Below are 10,153 nucleotides of genomic sequence, written 5' to 3' on the forward strand. Positions count from 1 at the left end.
TCGGTCGGATATCCGGTCTGGTTTCCCTTCCCGAGGATCGCGTTGGCGCCCCCCAGGCGGATGCCGTCGCGCAGGCGCTCCTAGTTGGTGACGAACAGCTCGTCGCCCACCCGCTGCACCTTCTTGCCTGCGAGGTCCGTCAGCGCCTTCCAGCCGTCCCAATCGTCCTCAGCCATGCCGTCCTCGATCGAGATGATCGGGTACTTGCCGGCGAGATCGGCGAGGTATTCAGCCATGGCGCCCGATTCAAGCGTGCGGCCCTCTCCTTCCAGAACATACTTGCCGTCCTTGAAGAATTCCGTCGAAGCGCAATCGAGACCGAGGCAGATGTCATCGCCCGGCTTGTAGCCGGCTTTCTCGATCGACTTCATGATGAAGTCGAGCGCTTCGGACGCGCTCTTCAGGCCCGGCGCAAATCCGCCCTCGTCGCCGCCATTGGTGTTGTGCCCCTGGGCCGAGAGCTCCTTCTTGAGGACGTGGAAGACTTCCGAGCCCATGCGAACCGCTTCGCGGATCGAATCGGCGCCGACCGGCATGATCATGAACTCCTGGAAGTCGATCGGATTGTCGGCATGCGCGCCGCCGTTGATGATGTTCATCATCGGAACCGGCAGCAGATGCGCGCTCGCGCCCCCAACGTAGCGATAGAGCGGCAGGCCGGCAGCCTGGGCGGCAGCCTTGGCGACGGCGAGCGATACGCCGAGGATGGCATTGGCGCCGAGGCGGGCCTTGTTCGCCGTGCCGTCCAGGTCGATCATGATGTTGTCGATCTGGATCTGGTTTTCGGCATCGATGCCGCCGATCGCGTCGAAGATTTCCGTGTTGGCAGCCTCGACGGCCTTTTCAACACCCTTGCCGAGATAGCGCTTGCCGCCGTCGCGAACTTCGACGGCCTCATGCGCACCGGTCGAGGCGCCGGACGGCACAGCCGCACGGCCCATGCTGCCGTCTTCGAGATAGACATCGACTTCAACGGTCGGATTGCCACGGCTGTCGAGAATCTCGCGGGCGATAATGTCGGTAATTGCAGTCATGATCTCTTCCTGCTCGGTGGGTGATTAATCGTTCGAAGCCTGTTTAATCGAAGGCACGCAAATTACAATGCCACACCGACGACACACGGCATGGTATGGCCTATAGCCCGAATATGTCAGGCTTTTGAAGAAGCCGCTCGCACCCCATCGATCCCTGTCGCGAGCTTGCTCCGGCTTTTCGGAACCTCAGGTTTTGAAATGATACCCGGTCACTTTCGATCTGGTTGTAAATTTATCGGTCAGTAACCAATCAATATTATAATTAATACTCAGTGAGGAAATACTGCCCCGCTTCCCGGCAAGTAGTATTGCATGATGCGCTTCCTCGTGCGGTCCAAATCCGCTTGGTTATACGGATCTCACGATTTCAGGTCCCTCGAAAATTCCAGAATAATTTCAAACGAACAGCATCTGTTCGCTATTCACTTCATGGGGCGCAGGATGAAACTCAATATTGCACGCAGCCTTGCTATTTTCGCGATGGTCGTCGCCGCGGGATTGATCGCTTCGATCGGCATACAGAATTATGCCTTCAATAAGCTGCGGGTGAACGGCGAGATGTACAAACAAATCATCTACGGCAAGGATCTCGTCGCCGATATACTGCCGCCGCCCCTCTACCTCGTTGAGTCTTACATGCTTGCGCTCGAAGCGGTGCAGCGCCCCGGCGTTGCCAAGAATAACGTCGACCGCATAGAAAATGTCCTGAAGCCCGCCTACGAGGACCGCCGCAAATATTGGCTGGCGACCGCGCTCAGCTCGGACCTCAAGCAGAAGCTCTTGAACGATGTCCTTGTCAAAGGCGAGGTGTTTTGGAAGGTGATGCGGGAGGAACTCGCTCCGGCCATTGTCAAGAATGACTCCGCAGTCATTCCGGCGTCCTTCGAAAAGCTTGCGACGAATTTCCATATCCATGAAAACGCCGTCAACGAACTCGTCGGTATGGCGAACACCTTCCTGGCGTCCGCTGAAAAGGACGCCGCCGAACAGACACGCATCCTTTCGGCTATCACGCTCGCGGCTGCCGCAGTCTCGCTCTGCCTGCTTCTTGGCGGCCTTTACGTCTTCCGCCGCCGCGCCATCGTGCCGATCTCGGCGATGCGCGACTATATGGCGATCCTTGCCGGCGGCGACTATTCGAAGGATGTGCCCTTCAGCCGGCGTGCCGACGAGATCGGGGAGATGGCGCGCGCCGTCCCCGTCTTCCGCGAATCCGCCGAAGAGCGGAACAATATCCGTGCCCGCCAGGATGCCGAACGTCAGGCCCAAGCACAGCGCGATGCGGCGCTTGCCGCTGCCAATGCAGACGAGGAAGCCATCCGCGAGGGCGTCATCGCCAGCCTGAGCCGCGGCCTGGAACGGCTCTCCGGCGGCGATCTCACGGTCCAGCTTAGCGAGCCTTTCGACGCAGCCTACGAGAAGCTGCGCGAGCAGTTCAATTCGAGCGTCCGCACGCTTTGTGAAGCGATGAAGGAAATCTCGATCGTGACGAATGTAGTAAGGAGCGGCTCCGGCGAAATCGCATCGAGCACAAACGATCTGGCCCGGCGAACCGAACATCAAGCCGCCTCGCTGGAGCAGGCGGCCTCGGCGCTCGACCAGATCACGGTCACCGTCAAGAACTCGTCGGTACGGGCCAAAGAAGCCAACGTGATGATGACGGCGACAAAGGAAAGCGCCAGCTATTCGGCAACCGTCGTGCACGAGGCGGTCGCTGCGATGGAGGAGATCGAGACATCATCTGCACAGATCGGCGAGATCATCAACGTCATCGACGAAATCGCCTTCCAGACCAACCTGCTCGCGCTCAATGCCGGCGTGGAAGCCGCCCGCGCCGGCGAGGCCGGAAAGGGTTTTGCGGTGGTTGCACAGGAAGTGCGCGACCTTGCCAGCCGCTCCGCCAATCTGGCAAAGGAAATCAAGCAGCTGATCGAGACGTCTTCCAGCCAGGTTTCGGCCGGCGTTGCCTTGGTCAACCGCACCGGTGAAGCGCTCGGCAATATCGATCAGCAGGTTCTGAAGGTGACCGCGTTGATCGAGTCGATCGTGCGTTCCTCTGCCGAACAAACGACCGCTCTCCTGGAAGTCAACGCCGCCGTCAACACTATGGACAGCGTCACGCAGCAGAACGCGGCGATGGTTGAACAGACAAATGCCGCCTGCCGCGAACTCGGTGACGAGGCGATACACCTCAATCACCTGCTGGCCCGCTTCCTTCTCGATGACGTAACGACGTCCGCCGCAACGCGGTCGTACTCAAGCCAAAGGATGGCGCTCGCCGGTTGACGGCGGGCACCTTCGGCCAGGATCGCTCCGCCTTGGCGACGGCGTCGAGGGCCAACAGCTTTTCCAGAAGCCGCGGCATGTCGTTCAAGTACACCATATTGGGGCCGTCGCAGGGGGCATTGTCCGGATCCTGGTGGGTCTCGATGAAGACACCTGCAACTCCGACCGCAACCGCCGCCCGCGCCAGCGTCTCGACGAACTGGCGCTCCCCGCCCGACGTCGTGCCCTGGCCACCTGGCTGTTGTACGGAATGGGTCGCATCGAAAATGACCGGAGCCCCCATGGCCGCCATGATCGGCAGCGAGCGCATGTCCGAGACCAGCGTATTGTAACCGAAGGACGCGCCACGCTCACAAAGCAGAACGTTCGGGTTGCCGCTCTGATTTAGCTTGGCGAGAACATTCTTCATGTCCCAGGGAGCGAGAAACTGGCCCTTCTTGACATTGATGACACGGCCGGTCTTCGCGGCTGCCACAAGCAGGTCCGTCTGACGGGAGAGGAAGGCCGGGATCTGCAGAACGTCCACGACCTCGGCGACCAGCGCGCATTGCTCTTCCGAATGGATATCTGTCAGAACCGGAATGCCGAGTTCCTTCTTGAGGTCGGCGAAGACTTTCAAGCCCTTCTCTAGACCGATACCGCGTTTGCTCGACAGCGAAGAGCGGTTCGCCTTGTCGAAGGAGGTCTTGTAGACGAGCCCGATGCCAAGCTTGCCGCAAAGCTCCTTGAGCGTGCCAGCAACCATGAAGGCATGGTCGCGGCTCTCCATTTCGCATGCGCCGGCGATCAGCGACAGCCTGCCACTGTTGGAAAATACGACGCGGCCGGCACCTTCGCCGACTGCGACTTCGGAATTCGTATTGCTCATCGGGTCTCCTCGAAGGCGAAGATCGCGCCTTGGCCGGGCGCAGGCTTCACCAGGACTCTGTTGTTCTTGCGTGTATAGGGCATCCCGTTATCAGCCAAAAGCGCTTCTGTCACGGCAAGATCGGTGGTGCGGAAAACGATAGCGCTGCCTCTCAGACCCTTATCCACGGTTAACGGCACCGAATCGAAATAAGCCTCCACCCCTTCCGGCGACAGCAGACTGATCCTGACATTCGCTGCCGCGATCGCCACGCCAAACGGTGTCCGCTCAATTTCTGTCGTAGACACGGCCAACTGAAGGAACGAGCCGAAGGCTTCAGGCTCGGGCGCGCTTAGCACCATCTCCGAGATACCGGTTGCACCGTTCGCGTGCTTTTCTAACGCGCTCCGATCGGCCGGAGAGGCGTTGATGCGCTGGCAGTCAAACAGGAAGAAATCCGGCGCCCGAAGATCGGCGGCAAACGCAAGCTTGAAAGTGCCTGTCGATTGCGACCCGTCCGGCATCTTGATCAGGCGCGAAAACTCCAGCATGGCGCCGCCGCTCTTTCTCGCACGCACGAAATGAGCATGATCGGCGTCCGCGTCGTCCGTGCTGAATGCTGCCGCAGAGAATCCGTCATTGCCGCACCGGAAACGAAAGGCCTGGTCGCGCGCCACAAACACGTTTCCGTGCCGCACTGATTCTTCACATTCTTTCGCACTCGCGACGCCAAGCGGCTCGAGGTAGGTCTTGTCGGCGAAAAAAACGCAAGCATTCACTGTGCCGAAAGGATGACGGCCCTCGGCGGCAACCGTGAACCCCAGTCGTCCCAGCCGCTCCCGCGCGAGATCGATGTTGGTGACCGGTAGAACAAGATGATCCAACGGATGCTGCATGGCGCCAGGTCTCCATTTCCTGTGCTGAAGATGTGTGCCGCTACGTGGTCAATGCAAGCTGAAAGCGATGATCCGGCAAACAAAGTTTCCGAAAATGACCGGTATTGGGACGAAGTTTTACGAAAATTTAGGTACTTGCGGAACACATATGGAACATATAGTGTCTGTTCTGGCTTTGTTTCACGAATTTGGGGTTAAACTTCGATGCTGACACGCAAACAACAGGAGCTTCTCCTCTTCATTCATGAGCGTATGAAGGAATCCGGCGTTCCGCCATCCTTCGACGAAATGAAGGATGCACTGGATCTCGCGTCCAAATCCGGCATCCACCGGCTGATTACCGCTCTGGAAGAGCGCGGTTTCATTCGTCGCCTACCGAACCGCGCCCGCGCGCTTGAAGTGATCAAGCTGCCGGAAGCCTACAGCCCGAGCATGCAGCCCCGCCGCGGCTTTTCGCCGAGCGTCATCGAGGGCAGCCTCGGCAAGCCGCAGCCTGCTGCCGCCGCGCCGAAGCCGGCGAACGAAGACAATAACAGCTCTATTTCGGTTCCCGTCATGGGCCGCATTGCGGCAGGCGTGCCGATCTCGGCGATCCAGAACAACACGCACGACATCAACGTTCCGGCCGATATGCTCGGCTCCGGCGAACACTATGCGCTTGAGGTCAAGGGCGATTCGATGATCGATGCTGGCATCTTCGATGGCGACACGGTCATCATCCGCAACACCAGCACCGCCAATCCCGGCGACATTGTCGTGGCACTGGTCGATGACGAGGAAGCGACGCTGAAGCGGTTCCGCCGCAAGGGTGCGTCCATCGCGCTTGAAGCGGCGAACCCGGCCTACGAAACGCGCATCTTTGGACCGGATCGCGTGAAGGTTCAGGGTAAGCTCGTCGGCCTTATCCGCCGCTACCATTGACTGGCAGCGCGTCGCCGGCAAAGGCGCCGGCGCGCCAAGCTCTACGGGCAATCGAGTTTCTCGAAGGCAGTTGTTCAAAGCACGGTTCGACGGCGCCGGTTTTCCGCGAGGTTTCATCCGCGAAATGCACTGCGCCATTGGCAGGCGCCGAACCGCAACCTTGCCCGCGTGACGGACGATGTCCGCGGCATCGCAAGCCGGGCGTGGCACCGTTTCGCATCGCATTGCTTACCTCTTCCTGCTGCCGCGATGAAAAGTTTGCATCCCCCGTCTTTTCGCGGGTCGCAGCGCGCCTCACGGCTGCGATCGGTCAAAGCCAAAGCGCTGAGCATGGCCATATGATCGAAGAAGGCGGCGAAAGATTCGTGCCGGACGCAAACCAGATCGCCGCCCAAGCTCGAAAAAACCGTCGCAATGCGCAGGCGCGTGCCCTGAGCGGCTCCTTCGCTCGCCATTTGCAGGCCGAAAGCCGGTATGCATCCACAATGACTGATCTGTGGCTATTGGGGTGAACGGTGGCTATTGACGGGCGAGCGCTGTCCTGTTGCCGAAGGCTCCTTCCCGCATTCCAAAAGCGCAAGCCGGGAAGCTCGCAAACTGCTTGTCCGCGACATCTACAGAAGCGGAAATGCGCAGCTCAGCCGTTTTCAACTCCGGCATGCACCCAGCATGCCGACAGCCTATGAATACAACCAGAATGCAGCCCTGAGGGCGTTTCAGCAACAATAATCGATTGAAAAAAGACCAAAAAATTGGATTGCAAAAAGCCGAATTAAATCATTGGCTTCCGCTATGCGCCTCCGGCATCGCAGGAGTGTCCAAAAGTTGATACTGCGATGCACAAAATGGCGCCACGGTAACTTGGCATTGGCGCTCTGATCATATAGCTATCGGAGAGGACGCTTAACCCTATGGCGCTTTTATGGCGCCGCCGCCAGTTTGGAGGATCAGCATGACGGATCAAAGCGCAACAATCAAAATCGGCGACAAAACCGCCAATCTTTCCGTGAAAAGCGGAACGATCGGTCCGGACGTCATCGATATTGGTGCACTCTATAAAAACACCGGTTCCTTCACGTACGATCCTGGTTTCACCTCGACCGCTTCCTGTGAATCGAAGATCACCTATATCGACGGCGATGAAGGCATTCTGCTGCATCGCGGCTACCCGATCGAACAGCTTGCTGAACATGGCGACTTCCTGGAAGTCTGCTATCTACTGCTTTACGGCGAATTGCCGACGGCTGCCCAGAAGAAGGACTTCGACTACCGCGTCACGCATCACACCATGGTGCACGAGCAGATGTCTCGCTTCTTCACCGGCTTCCGCCGCGACGCCCATCCGATGGCCGTCATGTGCGGCTGTGTCGGCGCTCTGTCTGCCTTCTACCACGACTCGACAGACATCACCGATCCGCATCAGCGCATGGTCGCAAGCCTACGCATGATCGCCAAGATGCCGACTATCGCGGCCATGGCCTACAAGTACTATATCGGCCAGCCCTTCGTTTATCCGAAGAACGATCTCGACTACGCCTCGAACTTCCTGCGCATGTGCTTCGCGGTCCCGTGCGAAGAATATGTCGTGAACCCGGTCCTCTCGCGCGCCATGGACCGTATCTTCATCCTGCACGCCGATCACGAGCAGAACGCCTCGACCTCGACAGTTCGTCTCGCCGGCTCTTCGGGCGCCAACCCGTTCGCATGCATCGCGGCCGGCATTGCCTGCCTTTGGGGCCCGGCTCATGGCGGTGCCAACGAGGCGGCGCTCAACATGCTTTCGGAAATCGGCTCGGTCGAGCGCATTCCGGAATATATTGCCCGCGCCAAGGACAAGAATGACCCGTTCCGCCTGATGGGCTTCGGTCACCGTGTCTACAAGAACTACGATCCGCGCGCCAAGATCATGCAGAAGACGACGCATGAGGTCCTCGCCGAACTCGGTCACAAGGACGATCCGCTTCTCGAAGTCGCGATGGAGCTGGAACGCATCGCGCTGACCGACGAATACTTCATCGAAAAGAAGCTCTACCCGAACATCGACTTCTATTCCGGCATCACGCTGAAGGCGCTGGGCTTCCCCACGACGATGTTTACGGTGCTCTTTGCGTTGGCCCGTACGGTTGGCTGGATCGCCCAGTGGAACGAGATGATCGAGGATCCACAGCAGCGCATCGGCCGCCCGCGCCAGCTCTATATCGGCGAACCGCTGCGCGACTACGTTCCGGTTTCGAAGCGCTAAGCCGCTTCCGCCCGAAAAAACCCGGTCAGAGACGGCCGGGTTTTTTCCTGTCCAGAATGTCGAGAACGATATCCGCCGCTTTCTCGCCCGGCGGCTTTTCCGTCTGCATGCGCTGCCAGACAAGGTCGAAACCTTCGAGCATTGCGCGCCGCTGGAGCGTGTCGCTGGAAAGGCGTTCCATCCAGCGCGCCAAACTCGCGCCACGAACGACCTCGTTGATATATTCGGGGACGACGGCATAGTCGGCGATCAGATTCGGGATTGCTCCTGTCCACGTCTTGATGCGCCGCGTCATCATCGTGATGATCCAGTCTGTCTTATAGACTGAGACTGTCGGCACGCCTGTAAGTGCAAGCTCGAGGATGACAGTCCCCGAGGCAGCCATTGCCGCATCGGCCTCCGCGAAAGCTCGCCATTTCTGTTCATTGCCAATCAGGATCTCCGGTTTCGTTTCCCAGTCCTCCACGAGGTTGCGAACCATCGATTCCCTGCGGCTGACGGTCGGCATGAGAAACCGCATTGTGCCACCGCGGGCGACGAGCTCATTGACGGCATCGCGAAAATAGGGAAGCAGCTTTGTGATCTCCGACGAGCGCGAGCCCGGGAGCAGCATGATCGTTTTCCGGCCCTCGCCGACGGTCCTGAGCTTTTCTGCCCGGCCGCGCCTGGCGGCAATCAGGTCCGCATCCGCCGTCAACCTGTGGCCGACATAGGTCGTCTGCGGTCCGCCGAGCTGCTCCATCACCGCGGGCTCGAACGGCAGAACGGCCAGCACATGGTCGACATAACCGAGCATCTGCTGGGCGCGATATTCCTTCCACGCCCAAACGCTGGGACAGACATAATTGACGACCGGGAGTTCCGGCAGGGCTTCGCGAACACGTTTGGCAACGCGATGGGTAAAATCCGGGCTGTCGATGATGAAAAGAATATCGGGCTTTGCCGCAACGATTGCAGCCGTCGTCTGCCTGATGCGGGCGACAAGCTTCGGCAATTTTCCAAGCACCTGTGTGATGCCCATAATCGAAAGCTCGGAGAAGTCGAAGAGCGACTTCAGCCCCTGTGCCTCCAGCGCGTCGCCGCCGACGCCGACAAGTTCAATCCCGGCATGCCTGCGCTTCAGTGCAGCCACGAGATCGGCGCCGAGAAGGTCTCCGGAAACCTCGCCTACCACGATCGCGATCTTCATCACAGCCCCCATGACGGCAGGCCGCGATCGAGCCCGCAGACAAAAAGCCCGGCTTCGTCGGCTGCCTTGATCACAGCCTGGCGATCCAGCACGAGAGCACGTCCCGCCTCGATTGCAATTCCCGCCAAACCCGCCGCCTTGGCATTCGTCACCGTGGAGAGGCCGATCGACGGAAGGTCGGCGCGGACATCCTGCTGCGGCTTGCAGAGCTTGACCAGCACGCCACGGCGGCGCGGCGATATACGCCCGGCGCCACGCAGCGATGCGACGCGCTCAAGCATTCCGTCGGTCCCTTCGGCGCCTTCGAGCGCCACGATGCGTCCGCCGACGGAGACTGCGCCCTGCCCGACATCGAGCGCACCAAGCGCTTCGGCGGCTGCTGCCGCCTTCAGGATATCGATCTTGTCGTCATTCCCCGGCGACATGGCGCCGATCGGCCCGACAGCCGCCAGCAGGTCGGGGGCAATATCCTGCGCGCCGACGACCCGCCGACCGTCGTCTTCGATGAGCTTGATGACCATCTGCAACACGGTATCGTCGCCGCCCGAAAGCAGCGTACGCACCACACCCGGCATCTTTGCCACCGTCCACCAGGTTGGCCTCAGTTCCCGCCATTCGGGGCGACGGCGAACGACGCCAGACATGACGACGCGGGTGATGTTGTTGCGCTTGAAAATATCTGCCAGCGCCGACAAATCACCGACGCCGATGACTGCGTGGTCATAGTCCTCCCATGAC

The 10,153-nt window shown here is 59.6% G+C and carries 7 protein-coding genes and 2 pseudogenes; 4 read left to right on the forward strand and 5 right to left on the reverse strand.

The annotated features are described in order from the left end of the window. A pseudogene (gene eno / locus C9413_RS20600) lies at positions 1-1,034 on the reverse strand (phosphopyruvate hydratase); the annotation flags it as partial. A 441-nt stretch (positions 1,035-1,475) separates the two neighbouring features. Between eno and C9413_RS20605 the strand changes: the two are divergent. Then, complete coding sequence (locus tag C9413_RS20605) at positions 1,476-3,320, forward strand: HAMP domain-containing methyl-accepting chemotaxis protein (RefSeq protein ID WP_170250837.1); 1,845 nt, start codon at positions 1,476-1,478, stop codon at positions 3,318-3,320. 28 nt (positions 3,321-3,348) lie between these two features. On the opposite strand, the pseudogene kdsA reads toward C9413_RS20605, so the two are convergent. Both kdsA and C9413_RS20615 read right to left on the reverse strand, forming a co-directional pair. Then, positions 3,349-4,188 (reverse strand): annotated as a pseudogene (gene kdsA / locus C9413_RS20610) (3-deoxy-8-phosphooctulonate synthase); the annotation flags it as partial. After that, complete coding sequence (locus C9413_RS20615) at positions 4,185-5,063, reverse strand: VOC family protein (RefSeq protein ID WP_039844810.1); 879 nt, start codon at positions 5,061-5,063, stop codon at positions 4,185-4,187. The pseudogene kdsA and the gene C9413_RS20615, both read right to left, overlap by 4 nt. Positions 5,064-5,267: 204 nt before the next feature. On the opposite strand from C9413_RS20615, the gene lexA reads away from it, so the two are divergent. The 3 genes from lexA to gltA all read left to right on the forward strand — a co-directional run bounded on the left by lexA (position 5,268) and on the right by gltA (position 8,226). Beyond that, positions 5,268-5,984: a transcriptional repressor LexA gene (lexA, locus tag C9413_RS20620; protein ID WP_039844809.1), complete on the forward strand. Its 717-nt coding sequence runs from the start codon at positions 5,268-5,270 to the stop codon at positions 5,982-5,984. Positions 5,985-6,322: 338 nt separating this feature from the next. After that, positions 6,323-6,496 (forward strand): hypothetical protein, encoded by a 174-nt coding sequence (locus tag C9413_RS20625; protein WP_170250838.1) that lies wholly within the window; start codon positions 6,323-6,325, stop codon positions 6,494-6,496. A gap of 440 nt (positions 6,497-6,936) precedes the next feature. After that, positions 6,937-8,226, forward strand: a complete 1,290-nt coding sequence (gltA, locus tag C9413_RS20630) for a citrate synthase (protein WP_022715495.1) — start codon at positions 6,937-6,939, stop codon at positions 8,224-8,226. A 25-nt stretch (positions 8,227-8,251) separates the two neighbouring features. Here the strand turns inward: gltA and lpxB are convergent, their stop codons facing one another. After that, positions 8,252-9,415 (reverse strand): lipid-A-disaccharide synthase, encoded by a 1,164-nt coding sequence (lpxB, locus tag C9413_RS20635; RefSeq protein WP_223843988.1) that lies wholly within the window; start codon positions 9,413-9,415, stop codon positions 8,252-8,254. Further along, positions 9,415-10,153, reverse strand: a 739-nt coding sequence (gene lpxI / locus C9413_RS20640; RefSeq protein WP_170250839.1) for a UDP-2,3-diacylglucosamine diphosphatase LpxI, incomplete at its 5' end; no start/stop codon positions are given. The genes lpxI and lpxB, both read right to left, overlap by 1 nt.

The sequence above is a fragment of the Rhizobium sp. SEMIA 4085 genome, from assembly GCF_013004495.1.
Classification (GTDB): domain Bacteria; phylum Pseudomonadota; class Alphaproteobacteria; order Rhizobiales; family Rhizobiaceae; genus Rhizobium; species Rhizobium gallicum.